At 72.0% G+C, this 14,145-nt stretch carries 11 protein-coding genes and 1 pseudogene; 8 read left to right on the top strand and 4 right to left on the bottom strand.

Annotated elements, in window-relative coordinates:
* Positions 1-115 precede the first annotated feature (115 nt).
* Positions 116-1,159 (top strand): zinc-dependent alcohol dehydrogenase family protein, encoded by a 1,044-nt coding sequence (locus ACWCPI_RS15125; protein WP_451038544.1) that lies wholly within the window; start codon positions 116-118, stop codon positions 1,157-1,159.
* Between the two features lie 3 nt (positions 1,160-1,162).
* Here the strand turns inward: ACWCPI_RS15125 and ACWCPI_RS15120 are convergent, their stop codons facing one another.
* From ACWCPI_RS15120 to ACWCPI_RS15105, 4 genes are all read right to left on the bottom strand, one after another.
* Positions 1,163-1,753, bottom strand: coding sequence for a GNAT family N-acetyltransferase (locus tag ACWCPI_RS15120; protein ID WP_451038543.1), 591 nt, complete (start codon positions 1,751-1,753; stop codon positions 1,163-1,165).
* Positions 1,754-1,819: 66 nt separating this feature from the next.
* Entirely contained in the window at positions 1,820-2,020 is a 201-nt protein-coding gene (locus ACWCPI_RS15115; RefSeq protein WP_388799766.1) for a helix-turn-helix transcriptional regulator, read from the bottom strand.
* 458 nt (positions 2,021-2,478) lie between these two features.
* On the bottom strand, positions 2,479-3,414 hold the full coding sequence (locus tag ACWCPI_RS15110) for a helix-turn-helix domain-containing protein (protein ID WP_451038542.1): 936 nt from the start codon (positions 3,412-3,414) through the stop codon (positions 2,479-2,481).
* A gap of 132 nt (positions 3,415-3,546) precedes the next feature.
* On the bottom strand, positions 3,547-4,464 hold the full coding sequence (locus ACWCPI_RS15105; RefSeq protein WP_451038541.1) for a sugar phosphate isomerase/epimerase family protein: 918 nt from the start codon (positions 4,462-4,464) through the stop codon (positions 3,547-3,549).
* Between the two features lie 123 nt (positions 4,465-4,587).
* Here ACWCPI_RS15105 and iolC point away from each other — a divergent pair, with 123 nt between their 5' ends.
* The 7 genes and pseudogenes from iolC (at position 4,588) to ACWCPI_RS15070 (ending at position 14,057) form a co-directional block, all read left to right on the top strand.
* On the top strand, positions 4,588-5,538 hold the full coding sequence (iolC, locus tag ACWCPI_RS15100; protein ID WP_451038540.1) for a 5-dehydro-2-deoxygluconokinase: 951 nt from the start codon (positions 4,588-4,590) through the stop codon (positions 5,536-5,538).
* Positions 5,535-6,428: a Cgl0159 family (beta/alpha)8-fold protein gene (locus ACWCPI_RS15095; protein WP_451038539.1), complete on the top strand. Its 894-nt coding sequence runs from the start codon at positions 5,535-5,537 to the stop codon at positions 6,426-6,428. The genes iolC and ACWCPI_RS15095 overlap by 4 nt, the downstream gene beginning before the upstream one ends.
* Positions 6,429-6,465: 37 nt before the next feature.
* Positions 6,466-6,900: pseudogene (locus tag ACWCPI_RS15090) on the top strand (5-deoxy-glucuronate isomerase); the annotation flags it as partial.
* A complete protein-coding gene (iolD, locus tag ACWCPI_RS15085) occupies positions 6,897-8,780 on the top strand; it encodes a 3D-(3,5/4)-trihydroxycyclohexane-1,2-dione acylhydrolase (decyclizing) (protein ID WP_451038538.1) in 1,884 nt (627 codons plus the stop codon). The pseudogene ACWCPI_RS15090 and the gene iolD, both read left to right, overlap by 4 nt.
* Before the next feature lie 14 nt (positions 8,781-8,794).
* Positions 8,795-10,297, top strand: coding sequence for a CoA-acylating methylmalonate-semialdehyde dehydrogenase (mmsA, locus tag ACWCPI_RS15080; RefSeq protein WP_451038537.1), 1,503 nt, complete (start codon positions 8,795-8,797; stop codon positions 10,295-10,297).
* A 239-nt stretch (positions 10,298-10,536) separates the two neighbouring features.
* On the top strand, positions 10,537-13,194 hold the full coding sequence (locus ACWCPI_RS15075; RefSeq protein ID WP_451038536.1) for a CocE/NonD family hydrolase: 2,658 nt from the start codon (positions 10,537-10,539) through the stop codon (positions 13,192-13,194).
* Positions 13,191-14,057 (top strand): ABC transporter permease, encoded by an 867-nt coding sequence (locus tag ACWCPI_RS15070; protein ID WP_451038535.1) that lies wholly within the window; start codon positions 13,191-13,193, stop codon positions 14,055-14,057. The genes ACWCPI_RS15075 and ACWCPI_RS15070 overlap by 4 nt, the downstream gene beginning before the upstream one ends.
* Positions 14,058-14,145 lie beyond the last annotated feature (88 nt).

Genomic DNA, 14,145 nt, shown 5'->3' with positions numbered 1-14,145 from the left:
CGCGCACCTCCCGGCAGCTCACGCCGACGGGCCGGACGGCGCAGGTCGCGTACGGCACAGCGTCCGGCGTCCGCGATGATCTGCGTGCAAGGAGCGTGAACCGAAGGAGACCGGGATGCGGGCTGTCGTGTTCGAACGGTACGGGGAGGAGGCCGAGGTGCGTGAGGTGCCCGACCCCCGCCCCGTATCCCACGGAGTGACCGTGCGCGTCGAGGCCACCGGCCTGTGCAGAAGCGACTGGCACGGCTGGCAGGGTCACGACCCGGACATCGCCCTCCCACACGTCCCCGGACACGAGCTGGCCGGGGTCGTGGAGGCGGTGGGCGCCCGCGTCACGGGCTGGCGTCCCGGCGACCGCGTCACCGTGCCCTTCGTGTGCGCCTGCGGCAGCTGCGGGGCGTGTGCGGCGGGGGACCAGCAGGTGTGCGAACGCCAGACCCAGCCCGGCTTCACCCACTGGGGTTCCTTCGCCCAGTACGTGGCGCTGGACCACGCCGACGTCAACCTGGTCGCCGTACCCGCCGAGATGTCCTTCGCGACGGCGGCCTCGCTCGGGTGCCGGTTCGCCACCGCGTTCCGGGCGGTCGTGCAGCAGGGCCGGGTGGCGGCGGGGGAGTGGGTCGCCGTGCACGGCTGCGGCGGAGTGGGCCTGTCGGCGGTGATGATCGCGGCGGCGGCCGGCGCCCGAGTCGTCGCGGTGGACGTCTCCCCGAAGGCTCTGGACCTGGCGCGGACGTTCGGAGCGGCGGAGTGCGTGGACGCGGCGAGCACACCGGACACCGCGGGCGCGGTACGCGACCTGACCGGTGGGGGCGCCCAGCTCTCCCTGGACGCCCTCGGTTCACCCACCACCTGCGCCGCCTCCGTGAACGGTCTGCGCCGCCGGGGCCGACATGTCCAGGTGGGCCTGCTGCCCTCGGCGGACGGCACGACCCCGGTGCCCCTCGCCCGTGCCATCGCCCTCGAACTCGAACTGCTGGGCAGTCACGGCATGGCGGCGCACACCTACCCGGCGATGCTGGAACTGGTCCGGGCGGGCGTGCTGAGGCCGGATCTGCTGGTGACGTCGACGATCGGCCTGGACGCGGTGCCCTCGGCCCTGGCGGCGATGGGGACGGCGCCGGGGGCGGGGGCGACGGTCATCGAGCCGTGGAGGTGAGGATCAGGACGCGGCGGACATGACGGCGGTGTCGGGGTGACCGCGGTGCGCGGCCCACTCCGGGGCGAGGATCGCCATCTGGATCTCGTCGATCCACTCGCCCCCGTGCCACACCGACTGCCGGCTGACGCCCTCGGCGACGAATCCGACCTTCTCGTAGGCGCGCCGGGCCCGTGGGTTGTAGGGCAGGACGTGCAACGAGACGCGGTGCAGGTCGAGTTGCTCGAAGGCATGGCCCACGATCAACCGGATGGCTTCCGTACCCAGGCCGCGATCGCGTCCCGCGGGGCCGATCAGGATGCGGAAGCTGCAGCTGCGGTTGTACTCGTCCCAGTCGTTCAGGACGACTTCGCCGACGAGTTCGCCGCTCGCCCGGTCCACGATGCCGAGGTCGAGCCGGTCGGTCTGGTCGTTGCGGCTCCCGTACCAGGCGCGCAGCCGGTCCAGCCCGAACTTGTCGTCGGGGCTGCCGGTCAGCCGTATCACCTCGGGGTCGTCGAGGATGCGGGCCATCACGGGCGCGTCCTCCTCCACCAAGGGACGCAACAGCGCCCGCTCGCCGCGGAGTACGGGTTTCACGGAGAAGTCGCTCATGGGGCGACTGTGCCCCACATCCGGGGTGGGGCACAGCTTATTTTTTCCGGTTATTTTTTCCGGCTGTCAGCCCGACCTGCGGCCCCGGTTCCCCGGACGGGAGGCCACCCAGGCCCGGACCGTGTCGGGGTACCAGAAGGGCTTGCCGCCCTCCACGTGGTCGGGCGGTGGCAGCAGCCCGTGCTTGCGGTACGACCGCACGGTGTCCGGCTGCACCTTGATGTGCGCCGCGATCTCCTTGTAGGACCAGAGGATTCGGTCGGTCATCGTTTGCACCTCCCTGCGCGCGCCGCGGTGGCGACCGGGAGCGGTCGTCGGGGGGACCGTGCGCAGCGCTGGCGATCACAAAGCCTGTGTCCGGTCAACGACGCACAGTGACCGCGGGCAGGGCCTGTGCAGCGGGTGTGACGCAAGGCCCGCGGACATGCGACACCTGTGACAGGGAGGCTGCGCTTGTGACACAGCTGCCGCAAAAGCGCACGCCGGTGGCAGGGCGCGGCGCGTTGACAGACGGGGGCGGGGCGACCGGCGTCCGGCCGACCCGCGGACGGCTGCCCGTGCTGTGAGGCAACGGTGGACCGGGCCGTCACGCAACGGTGGGCCGGGCCGTCAGGCAACGATGGACCGGGCCGTCACGCAACGGTGGGTCGGGCCCGCTGCGCCGGACCCGACCCACCAGCTCCCCCGCCTCGAACGGCTCGTTCGCCGAGGGCCACAGCCTGCATTCAGCCAAGCTCGCGGGTCTTGGAAAAAAGCGCACCCCGCTCGGATACGAGCGCGAGACTCGTCGCCGCACCCGTCAGCCGGTCCGGCGCCGGCACATGGCCCGGCGTCCGCCGGGCGGCGGTGAACTCGCGCGGGGTGCACCCCGTCATCGCCTTGAACTCCCTGCTGAGATGCGCCTGGTCGTAGTACCCGCACACCGCCGCGGTCTCCGCCTGTCCCCGCCCCGCCGCCAGCAGCGTGCGCGCCCGTTGCAGCCGCAGCACGCGGGCCGCGGCCTTCGGACCCAGCCCGATCTGTTCCCGGAAGCGGTTCTCCAGGTGCCGTACGCTCCAGCCCACGTCGTCGGCGAGCCGCCGTACCGGTATCGCTCCGCCCGTGCGCGTCAGCTCCGCCCAGGCCCGCACCACCCGCTGCGAACACGGCGTTCCGGCGTCCGACCAGCGGGCGAACACGTCGTCCAGCAGCCGGAAACGGGCTTCCCAGGTCGGCAACGCGGCCAGCGCGGCGGCCAGTTCCCCGACGGGGGACCCCAGGGCGTGCGGAAGGTCGTCGGGGTCGACGGTCCGGTTGGCGAGTTCGTACTGCGGCGTCCCGAACATCGTGAACGCCGCCCAGGGCATCAACAGCACCTCGATTGCGGCCAGCCGGCCACCGTGCTCGCCGACGGCCGGGGTGGTCGTCGGCCCGCAGTAGACGCGGACCAGGGTGTCCGTGGGCCGGCCGGCCCGCGAGATCCGTACCGGCTCGCCGAACCCGAGCAGCAGGGTCGCCGCCCCGATGGGCGCCTCCAGCCGCGCCCGGGGCCGGTCCAGAGCCAGCCGCATCCCGCGGTAGCCGATCACCCCGGGCCGCAGCCGTGGATCAGGCCGGGCCACCGCCGTCTCCCAGGATCCCCAGGGCCCCTCACCCGAGCGAACGCGCACGGCACTCGTCATCGACCCATGCTGCAACGCCGCTCAAGGAGTGCGGGGAACCGCGCGGCAAGCCACACAGAACCCGCACGCGCACGCCCCCACACACCCCGCAGGCGCACGCCCCCACACACCCCGCGCGCTCAAGGGCACCTCTCACGCCCCGCAGGACCTCAGGAAGGCCCGGGTCCGCCGAGCGATCGGCAGCGGCTTGTCCGGGTCGCACGGATACATGTCCTGTTCGACGATCGCGAACAGTTCCACGTCCAGCTTCTGCGCGGCCTCCAGCACCGGCCCCAGCGCGGGGACCCCGCCCGGCGGCTCACACATCACGCCCTGCGCCACGGCCGGTCCGAACGGCGTCCCCTTGGCCCGGACGTCGGCGAGGATCTCCGGGTCCACCTGCTTCAGATGCAGGTAGCCGATCCGCGACCCGTACGTCTCGATCAGCTTCACGCTGTCCCCGCCGCAGTACGCGTAGTGCCCCGTGTCCAGGCACAGCGACACCAGGTCGGAGTCGGTCCCGTCCAGGAACCGGACCACGTTCTCCTCGCTGTCGATGTGGGTGTCGGCGTGCGGGTGGACGACGATCCTCAGCCCGTACCGCTCGCGCACCTCCCGTCCCAGCCGCTCGGTCAGCGAGATGAGGTTCCGCCACTGCTGCGCAGTCAACGTGTCCGGCTCCAGCACCTCACCGGTCTTGTCGTCCCGCCAGAAGGAAGGAATGACGACCAGGTGCTTCGCCCCCATCGCCTGCGCCAGCACCGCGTTGTCCGCCACGTGCGCCCACGTCTTCTCCCACACCGCCTCACCGTGGTGCAGCCCCGTGAAGACCGTGCCCGCCGACACCTTCAGGCCGCGCCGTGAGGTCTCCTCGGAAAGGACCACGGGATCGGTCGGCAGATACCCGTACGGCCCCAGCTCGATCCACTCGTAACCGGAGTCGGCGACCTCGTCGAGGAAGCGCCGCCAAGGGACCTGCTGCGGGTCGTCGGGAAACCACACACCCCACGAGTCGGGAGCCGAGCCGATGCGGATGCGGGACAGTGAGGACTGAGGTGACAACGACGTCATGGCGGTCAGCTTCGGCGCGCGCAGCAAGCGCTGTCAAGGTCTGGTCCGAATGTCTGGACAAAACATTGACAGGGCTGCGTGCCTCGGACTACAAAGCGGGAGAGCCGATACGAAGGGAACGCGATGGCGTACGACCTGATCACCATGGGGCGGATCGGAGTGGACCTCTACCCGCTGCAGACCGGCGTCCCGCTGCCGCAGGTCACCTCCTTCGGCAAGTTCCTCGGCGGCTCGGCGACGAACGTCGCGGTCGCCGCGGCCCGCCTGGGGCGCCGTACCGCGGTGATCACCCGCACCGGCGAGGACCCCTTCGGCACCTACCTCCACGAGGCCCTGAAAGGCTTCGGCGTCGACGACCGCTGGGTCACCCCGGTCCCGGGCCTGCCCACCCCGGTCACCTTCTGCGAGGTCTTCCCGCCGGACGACTTCCCGCTGTACTTCTACCGGCAGCCCAAGGCCCCTGACCTGGAGATCGACGCCCACGAGCTCGACCTCGACGCCATCCGCGACGCCCGCGTCTTCTGGGTAACCGGCACCGGCCTGAGCGAGGAGCCCAGCCGTACGGCGACGCTCGCGGCCCTCGCGCACCGCGCCAAGTCCGGCATCACGGTCTTCGACCTGGACTGGCGCCCGATGTTCTGGAAGGACCCGGAGGCCGCCCGCCCGTTCTACGCCGAGGCCCTGAAGCACACCACCGTCGCCGTCGGCAACCTCGACGAGGTCGAGGTCGCGACGGGTGTCCGGGAGCCGAAGGCCGCCGCGCGGGCGCTGCTGGAGGCCGGTGTCGAGGTCGCCGTCGTCAAGCAGGGCCCCAAGGGTGTGCTCGCCGTGAACGACAAGGGCGACGAGGCCGAGGTGCCGCCCCTCCCGGTGAACGTCCTCAACGGCCTCGGCGCCGGTGACGCCTTCGGCGGCTCGCTCTGCCACGGGCTGCTCGAAGGCTGGGACCTGGAGCGGACCATGCGGCACGCCAACGCGGCCGGCGCCATCGTCGCCTCCCGCCTGGAGTGCTCCTCCGCCATGCCGACACCGGACGAGATCGAGGCCGCCATCGCCGCGGGGGCCGTCCAGTGAGTGTCGTCGACATCGCGGACCTCGTCCGCCTGCGCACCCAGCGCCCCGAGGCGATCGCGGAGGCCGCCGCCCGGCGTGTCCGGCGTCCCCTCCTCGGCGACTCCGGCCGGCTGATGATCGTCGCCGCCGACCACCCGGCCCGCGGCGCGCTCGGCGCCGGCGGCCGCAGCATGGCCATGGCCAACCGCGCCGACCTGCTCGAACGCCTCTGCCTGGCGCTGTCCCGGCCCGGCGTCGACGGTGTGCTCGCCACCGCCGACATCCTCGACGACCTGTTGCTGCTCGGCGCCCTGGACGGCAAGGTCGTCATGGGCTCCATGAACCGCGGTGGCCTGCAGGGCGCCAGCTTCGAACTCGACGACCGCTTCACCGGCCACCGCCCCGAGGACATCCAGCGCCTGCGCTTCGACGCGGGCAAACTGCTCCTGCGTATCGACTACGACGACCCGGGCTCCCTCACCACCATGGAGTCCACCGCCCGCGCCATCGATGAGATGGCCGCACGGCAACTGCCCGTCTTCGTCGAGCCGTTCCTCAGCCACCGCACCCCCGACGGCAGGGTCGGCAACGACCTGTCCGCCGAAGCCGTCACCAAGTCCATCGCCATCGCCTCGGGCCTGGGCGGCACCTCGGCCTACACGTGGCTGAAGGTGCCGGTCACCGAGAACCCCGACGACATGGCCGAGGTCATGGCGACCTCCACGCTGCCCGCCGTGCTGCTCGGCGGCGAGGTGGGGGGCTCCGCCGAGGATCAGCAGGGGGCGTACGAGAAGTGGCGCGGCGCCCTCCGACTGCCCACCGTGCGGGGCCTGGTGGTGGGCCGCTCGTTGCTCTACCCGGCGGACGGGGACGTGGCCGCCGCCGTGGACACCGCCGTAGGACTGCTGTGAGGGCCGTATGACCAGCGAGCCGCACATCGCCGAGGGGCCGCTGAACGGCGGACGCACGGTCCGCATCCACGACGACGACGGGAAGGACGAGTTCCAACTCCTGGGCCGGGAGAACGTGTTCAGTGGAGTCAGTGACTTCGCGTACGTTCCCCGGGACGCCCGGGCACAGATCGCCTCCGGCGCGGGTGGCCGCTTTGCTTTGGCAGGAGCGAAGTGCGAGCGAAGACTCCCCGCCCGCTACGGCCCCGCGCCGGAGGTCCCCGTCGAGCACCGCGGCACCGGCACCTGCACGCGGCAGGCCGGGCGCCGCCCCGGCGACGCCGTGCCGGCCCCCGGTGGCCGCCACGGCCCGTCGATGGCCCGGCCCTGCCACGACATGTACTACTTGAAGGTGATGGCCGGTCCGGGTGAGACCCGGCGGCGGATCCGCTTCCATCCGGATGACGCAGAAGGCACAGGGGGTCACCGATGACCTCGACGACGAGGCTCACGGTCGCACAGGCGCTCGTCCGCTTCCTGTCCGCCCAGTACACCGAGCGTGACGGGGTGCGGCGGCGTCTGATCGGCGCCACCTGGGGAATCTTCGGGCACGGCAATGTCGCCGGGATCGGGCAGGCGCTCGTCGAGTACGGCGGCGAGATGCCGTACCACCAGGGCCGCAACGAACAGGCGATGGTGCACGCGGCCGTCGGCTACGCCCGCCAGTCGAACCGCCTGTCCACCCACGCGGTGACGACCTCCGTCGGCCCCGGCGCGACCAACCTCGTCACCGGCGCGGCCCTCGCCACCATCAACCACCTCCCGGTCCTGCTCCTTCCCGGCGATGTCTTCGCCACCCGCCCCGCCGACCCGGTCCTGCAGCAGCTGGAGGTGCCGTACGCGGGTGATGTGTCCGTCAACGACTGCCTGCGGCCGGTGTCGAGGTACTTCGACCGGATCACCCGGCCCGAAGCCCTGATCCCCTCCGCGCTGCACGCCATGCGGGTGCTGACGGACCCGGTGGAGACCGGCGCGGTCACCCTCGCGCTGCCGCAGGACGTGCAGGCCGAGGCGTACGACTGGCCCGAGGACCTCTTCGCCGAGCGCACCTGGGTGATCCGCCGCCCCGGGGCCGACCCGACCGAACTCGCCGAGGCCGTGCGCACGATCAGGTCCGCCCGCAGGCCCCTGCTCGTCGCGGGCGGCGGCGTCCACCACAGCCGTGCCGAGGCGGCGCTCGCCGAGTTCGCCGAGTCCACCCGCATCCCGGTCGCCTCCACCCAGGCGGGCAAGGGCTCCCTGCGCTTCGACCACCCCCAGGACGTCGGCGGCATCGGCCACACCGGCACCGCCACCGCCGACGAACTCGCCCGCACCGCCGACCTGGTCATCGGCGTCGGCACGCGTTTCACCGACTTCACCACCGCCTCCGGCACCCTGTTCACCGGGGCGGGCGTCCGTTTCCTCAACCTCAACATCGCGCCCTTCGACGGACACAAGCTCGCCGGCCGGCCGCTGATCGCCGACGCCCGCAGCGGCCTCATGGAGCTGACCGAGGCGCTGGGTATGCACGACCACCGGGTCGCCGACTCCTACGTCACCGAGTACGCCGAGGACAAGGAGCGCTGGGAGCAGCGCGTCGACGCCTGCTACGAGGCCGACGAGCCGGACGTACGGCCTACCCAGCCGCAGGTCCTGGGCGCGCTGGACGCGATCGTCGACGAGACGGACGTGATCATCAACGCCGCCGGCTCGCTCCCCGGCGACCTGCACAAGCTGTGGCGGGCCCGCTCACGCGACCAGTACCACCTGGAGTACGGCTACTCGTGCATGGGCTACGAGATCCCGGCCGCGATCGGCGTCAAGATGGCCGCCCCGGACCGGCCCGTGTGGGCGCTGGTCGGCGACGGCACCTATCTGATGATGCCGACGGAGATCGTGACGGCCGTGCAGGAGGGCGTCGCCATCAAGGTGCTGCTCGTGCAGAACCACGGGTACGCCTCCATCGGCGGACTGTCGGAGGCGACGGGCGCGGAGCGCTTCGGCACCGCCTACCGGTACCGCGCGGACGACGGCGCCTTCACGGGCGCCCCGCTCCCCGTCGACCTGGCCGCCAACGCCGCGAGCCTCGGCATGCGGGTGCTGCGCGCGAAGACCGTACGGGAGCTGCGGGAGGCGCTCGCCGAGGCGCGTGCCGCCGACACTCCCACATGTGTCTACGTCGAGACCGAAACGGCAGACACTGTGTCGGGCGCGCCGCCCGCGCAGGCCTGGTGGGATGTTCCTGTGGCCGAGACCGCGACCCGACCGTCGGCGGTCAAGGCGCGTGAGCTGTACGAACGGCACGTCTCGACCCGACGCCGCCATCTGTGAAGGAGTATCTGGGCATGACGAAGATCGTCAACCACTGGATCGGCGGCAAGACCGCCGAAGGCGCGTCGGGTACGTACGGGCCGGTCACCGACCCGGCCACCGGCGCGGTCACCACGAAGGTCGCGTTCGCCTCGGTCGACGAGGTGGACGCGGCGGTCGCCGCCGCCAAGGAGGCGTACCTGACCTGGGGGCAGTCCTCGCTGGCCCAGCGCACCTCGATCCTGTTCAAGTTCCGGGCGCTGCTGGACGCCCACCGCGACGAGATCGCCGAGCTGATCACCGCCGAGCACGGCAAGGTGCACTCCGACGCCCTCGGTGAGGTGGCGCGCGGCCTGGAGATCGTGGACCTCGCGTGCGGCATCAGCGTGCAGCTGAAGGGCGAGCTGTCGACGCAGGTCGCCAGCCGCGTCGACGTGTCCTCGATCCGGCAGCCGCTGGGTGTCGTCGCGGGCATCACGCCGTTCAACTTCCCGGCGATGGTGCCGATGTGGATGTTCCCGATCGCCATCGCGTGCGGCAACACCTTCGTGCTCAAGCCGAGCGAGAAGGACCCGTCGGCGTCGATCAGGATCGCCGAGCTGCTGGCGGAGGCCGGTCTGCCGGACGGCGTCTTCAACGTCGTCCACGGCGACAAGGTGGCCGTGGACCGCCTCCTGGAGCACCCGGACGTCAAGGCGGTCTCCTTCGTAGGCTCGACCCCGATCGCCCGCTACATCCACACCACCGCCTCCGCCAACGGCAAGCGCGTCCAGGCGCTCGGCGGTGCAAAGAACCACATGCTGGTCCTCCCGGACGCCGACCTGGACGCGGCGGCCGACGCCGCCGTGTCGGCCGCCTACGGCTCCGCGGGCGAGCGCTGCATGGCCATCTCTGCGGTCGTCGCGGTCGGTGCGATCGGCGACGAGCTGGTGGAGAAGATCCGCGAGCGCGCCGAGAAGATCAAGATCGGCCCCGGCAACGACCCGGCCTCCGAGATGGGACCGCTGATCACCGCCGCGCACCGCGACAAGGTGGCCTCCTACGTCACGGGCGCGGCGGCCGAGGGCTGCGAGGTGGTCCTGGACGGCACCGGCTACACGGTCGACGGCTTCGAGGACGGCCACTGGATCGGCATCTCGCTCCTCGACAAGGTGCCGACCAGCGCGAAGGCGTACCGTGACGAGATCTTCGGCCCGGTGCTGTGCGTGCTGCGTGCCGAGACCTACGAGGACGGCGTGGCCCTCATCAACAGCTCGCCGTTCGGCAACGGCACCGCGATCTTCACCCGGGACGGCGGCGCGGCCCGCCGCTTCCAGCTGGAGATCGAGGCCGGCATGGTCGGCGTGAACGTCCCGATCCCGGTCCCCGTCGGCTACCACTCCTTCGGCGGCTGGAAGGACTCGCTCTTCGGCGACCACCACATCTACGGCAACGACGGCACGCACTTCTACACCCGCGGCAAGGTCGTCACCACCCGCTGGCCCGACCCGGCCGACGCCCCCTCCGGCGTCGACCTGGGCTTCCCGCGCAACCACTGAGGTTTGTCGAGGGCGCGCCCTGCGGTTCCCGTAGGGCGCGAAGGCTCAGCGGGTGGGCAGACCCGCCGGCCGGTGTGTCCGTCCCGGACGTGTGAAACGCCCGGCGGCGCGGGGAACCGTGCGGCACCGCCTACCACGAACGCGGTAGACAAATCACCCCGCCGTACCCCCGGGGAAGGGCCCACGATTCAGCCCTCGGTCGATAACTTCCCGACAGGTTCACCCCGTACGGTTGAAGCATGGATCTTCGACTGCCCGGACTGCGAGGGCGTATACGGAGGCCGCGCCGGTGGATCGCCGCCGCGGCCTTTGTCGTCGTCCTCGCCGGTGCCGGTACGTGGACGGCCGTCGCCGACGACGACGCGCCGCCGGTGCGCAGCACCGAGCGGGTCATGGACATGGGGGACGGGGTGCGCGTCGACACCTCGTACTTCACCTCGGGCACCTCGGGACGCCGGCCGGCCGTCCTGCTGGGGCACGGCTTCGGCGGGAGCAAGGACGACGTACGGCGGCAGGCCGAGGACCTCGCCCGGGACGGGTACGCCGTCCTGACCTGGTCGGCCCGCGGCTTCGGCAGGTCGACCGGCAAGATCGGGCTCAACGATCCGAAGGGCGAGGTCGCCGACGTCTCCCGGCTGCTCGACTGGCTGGCCGAGCAGCCCCAGGTGGAACTCGACAGGACCGGTGACCCCCGGGTCGGCATGGCGGGCGGCTCCTACGGCGGCGCGATCGCGCTGCTCGCCGCCGGGCACGACGACCGGGTGGACGCCATCGCCCCGGCGATCACGTACTGGAACCTCGCGGACGCCCTGTTCCCGAACGGTGTGTTCAAGAAGCTCTGGGCCGGCATCTTCGTCAACACCGGCGGCGGCTGCGACAGGTTCGAGAAGCGGATCTGCGCGATGTACGAGCGGGTCGCCGAGTCCGGCGTCCCGGACGCCGACGCCCGCGCCATGCTGGAGGAGCGCTCGCCGGTCGCCGTCGGCGACCGCATCAAGGTCCCCACGCTGCTGATGCAGGGCCAGTCCGACTCCCTCTTCCCGCTGGACCAGGCCGACGCCGCGGCGAAGGCGATCCGCGCCAACGGGGCGCCCGTCGACGTCGACTGGATCTCCGGCGGCCACGACGGCGGCGACCTGGAGACGGCCCGGGTCCAGCAGCGCGTCACGTCCTGGTTCGACCGCTACCTCAAGGGCGACAAGGGCGCCGACACCGGCCCCGCGTTCCGCGTCACCCGCACCCTGGGCACCGGCACCGGAGACGGCGAGCCCCGGCTGAGCGGCGTGAGCGCGGACGAGTACCCCGGCCTGGAGGCCGGCCGGCGTTCGATCGCCCTCACCGGACGCGAGCAGAGCTTCACCAACCCCGCCGGTGCCAGCCCGCCCGCCGTGTCGGCCCTGCCCGGACTCGGCAGCGCCGGCGGTCTCGCCCAGCTGTCCTCGCTCGGCATCGGCGTGTCCCTCGACTTCCCCGGGCAGTACGCCGCGTTCGAGTCGGCGCCCGTCCGCGACGACCTGCGCATCACCGGGTCGCCGAAGGTCACCGTCCATGTGCGGTCCAGCGGCGACGACGCCGTGCTCTTCGCCAAGCTGTACGACGTCGCACCCGGCGGCCGGGCCGGGCAGGTGCTGCCCTCGCAACTCGTCGAGCCGATCAGGGTCGAGGACGCGAAGGCCGGCAAGGACGTGACCCTCACCCTCCCGGCGATCGACCACGAGGTCGACGACGGCCACCGTCTGCGTCTGGTCCTCGCCTCCACCGACCTCGGCTACGCCTCCCCGACGGCCCCGGCGACGTACACCGCCTCCCTGAAGGGCGACCTGTCGGTGCCGACGGCGCTCGGCGACAGCGACGGCCCGACGGGGCTGCCCGCCTGGGTGTGGTGGCTGCCGCTCGCCGGCGCGCTGGTCGCGCTCGCGCTGCTGGTGACCGGCCGACGCCGTACGGCGGCGCCCGCCGCCCCCGACCCCGCGCTCGCCGACGTGCCGCTGCAGATCACCGACCTGAGCAAGCGCTACGCCAAGTCCTCCGACCGCTACGCCGTCAAGGACCTGTCCTTCCGCGTGGAGAAGGGCCAGGTGCTCGGCCTGCTCGGTCCGAACGGCGCCGGCAAGACGACGACCCTGCGCATGCTGATGGGCCTGATCAAGCCGGACGGTGGCGAGATCCGCGTCTTCGGGCACGCGATCGCGCCGGGCGCCCCGGTGCTCTCCCGCGTCGGCGCCTTCGTCGAGGGCGCGGGCTTCCTGCCGCACCTGTCCGGCCGGGAGAACCTGGAGCTGTACTGGCGTGCCACCGGCCGCCCGGCCGAGGACGCGCACATGGAAGAGGCCCTGGAGATCGCGGGCCTGGGTGACGCGCTCGCCCGCGCGGTGCGCACCTACTCCCAGGGCATGCGCCAGCGCCTCGCCATCGCGCAGGCCATGCTCGGTCTGCCCGACCTGCTCATCCTCGACGAACCGACCAACGGCCTCGACCCGCCCCAGATCCGCGAGATGCGCGAGGTGATGATCCGCTACGCCGCCGCGGGCCGTACGGTCATCGTCTCCAGCCATCTCCTCGCCGAGGTCGAGCAGACCTGCACCCACCTGGTCGTGATGGACCACGGACAGCTCGTGCAGGCCGGACCGGTCGAGGACATCGTCGGCTCGGGCGACACCCTCCTGGTGGGCACGGCCACTCCCGTGGACGAACCCGTCGTGGAGAAGGTCGCAGCGCTGCCGGGCGTCGCCTCCGCCGTGCGCGCCGACGAGGGCCTGCTGGTCCAGCTCGACGCCGACGGCACCCCGCAGCGCCTGGTCGCCGACCTCGTACGACTCGACGTGCCGGTGCGCTCGGTCGGTCCGCACCGCCGCCTGGAGGACGCCTTCCTCACCCTGATCGGAGCCGAAGAATGAGCAAGCTCGCCGAGCCGCCCGTCGAGGTCGCCGACGGCTACCGCGCGGGCCGCACCCTGCCCGTCCGGGTCGAGCTGGTCCGGCAGCTGAAGCGGCGCCGCACGCTCGTGATGGGCGCCGTCCTGTTCGCGCTGCCGATCGTCCTGCTCGTCGCCTTCCAGGTGGGCGGCGACCCGGGCGAGGGCAACGACCGGATGAACCTCATGGACACGGCCACGGTGTCCGGCGCCAACTTCGCGGCGGTCAACCTCTTCGCCTCCGCCGGCTTCCTGCTCGTCATCCCCGTGGCGCTGTTCTGCGGGGACACGGTCGCCTCGGAGGCGAGCTGGTCGTCCCTGCGCTATCTGCTCGCGGCGCCCGTGCCCCGGGGCCGGCTGCTGTGGTCCAAGCTGGCCGTCGGACTGATCCTCAGCCTGGCCGCGCTCGTCCTGCTCCCGCTCGTCGCCCTCGCCGTCGGCACGGCGGCCTACGGCTGGGGTCCGCTCCAGCTGCCCACCGGCGGCACCCTGGACACCGGTACGGCGGCGCAGCGCCTGCTGATCGTCGTCGCGTACATCATGGTGTCCCAACTGGTCACCGCGGCGCTGGCGTTCTGGCTGTCGACCCGGACCGACGCCCCGCTCGGCGCGGTCGGCGGCGCGGTGTTCCTGACCATCATCGGCAACGTCCTGGACGAGGTGACGGCCCTCGGCGACTGGCGCCACTTCCTGCCCGCCCACTGGCAGTACGCCTGGCTGGACGCCGTACGGCCCCGACTGGACTGGTCCGACATGATCCAGGGCACGTCCCTGTCGGTAACGTACGCCCTCGTGCTGTTCGCGCTGGCCTTCCGCGGTTTCGCCCGCAAGGACATCGTGTCCTAGGTCGTGTCCGCAAAGTCCCGCCTGCCCCGCGACGCCTGGCACGCACTCTCGCCGCACCGGGCGAAAGCCCACGTACAACCAGTACGAG

It is taken from the genome of Streptomyces sp. NPDC001920 (assembly GCF_053594495.1).
This window is presented reverse-complemented; position numbering and strand designations above follow the sequence as displayed.

What these genes read in the sequence shown, in the direction of transcription:
- iolC (WP_451038540.1), top strand. Translation starts at nt 4,588, where the DNA reads ATGGCGTACGACCTGATCACCATGGGGCGGATCGGAGTGGACCTCTAC.
- mmsA (WP_451038537.1), top strand. Translation starts at nt 8,795, where the DNA reads ATGACGAAGATCGTCAACCACTGGATCGGCGGCAAGACCGCCGAAGGC.
- ACWCPI_RS15115 (WP_388799766.1), bottom strand. Translation starts at nt 2,020, where the DNA reads ATGACCGACCGAATCCTCTGGTCCTACAAGGAGATCGCGGCGCACATC.
- ACWCPI_RS15125 (WP_451038544.1), top strand. Translation starts at nt 116, where the DNA reads ATGCGGGCTGTCGTGTTCGAACGGTACGGGGAGGAGGCCGAGGTGCGT.
- ACWCPI_RS15110 (WP_451038542.1), bottom strand. Translation starts at nt 3,414, where the DNA reads ATGACGAGTGCCGTGCGCGTTCGCTCGGGTGAGGGGCCCTGGGGATCC.
- ACWCPI_RS15070 (WP_451038535.1), top strand. Translation starts at nt 13,191, where the DNA reads ATGAGCAAGCTCGCCGAGCCGCCCGTCGAGGTCGCCGACGGCTACCGC.
- ACWCPI_RS15120 (WP_451038543.1), bottom strand. Translation starts at nt 1,753, where the DNA reads ATGAGCGACTTCTCCGTGAAACCCGTACTCCGCGGCGAGCGGGCGCTG.
- ACWCPI_RS15105 (WP_451038541.1), bottom strand. Translation starts at nt 4,464, where the DNA reads ATGACGTCGTTGTCACCTCAGTCCTCACTGTCCCGCATCCGCATCGGC.
- iolD (WP_451038538.1), top strand. Translation starts at nt 6,897, where the DNA reads ATGACCTCGACGACGAGGCTCACGGTCGCACAGGCGCTCGTCCGCTTC.
- ACWCPI_RS15075 (WP_451038536.1), top strand. Translation starts at nt 10,537, where the DNA reads ATGGATCTTCGACTGCCCGGACTGCGAGGGCGTATACGGAGGCCGCGC.